Source organism: Paraburkholderia sp. BR13439, assembly GCF_040948805.1.
GTDB lineage: Bacteria > Pseudomonadota > Gammaproteobacteria > Burkholderiales > Burkholderiaceae > Paraburkholderia > Paraburkholderia youngii.
The window spans coordinates 1-276 of record NZ_JBFPKN010000190.1 but is presented as its reverse complement, the minus strand read 5'-3'; the positions used below and the strand labels follow the sequence as shown (position 1 = coordinate 276).

The window sequence follows — 276 nt, the reverse complement described above, 5'->3', positions numbered from 1 at the left end:
CAACGGATGTATCGGATGAAGAGTGGTACTTCGCCGCTCCGTACCTGACCCTGATGAACAAGGACGCACCGCAGCGCCGCTACGAACTGCGCGAGATGTTCAACGCGCTGCGCTGGATCGTACGTGCCGGTGCCCCGTGGCGTTTGTTGCCCAATGACTTTCCGCCGTGGGAACTGGTCTACCAGCAGACGCAACGCTGGATTCAGGCGGGCTGCTTCGAGGCCATGGTGAGCGATTTGCGTTCGATCATCCGGGTCGCCCAGGACCGCCGTGGTC

Annotated in this window: 1 protein-coding gene; it reads left to right on the top strand. The window is 62.0% G+C overall.

Annotated features, from left to right (window positions below; all coding sequences use genetic code 11):
• A partial coding sequence (locus AB3X96_RS42815; protein WP_368594450.1) for a transposase occupies positions 1-276 on the top strand: 276 nt, incomplete at both ends.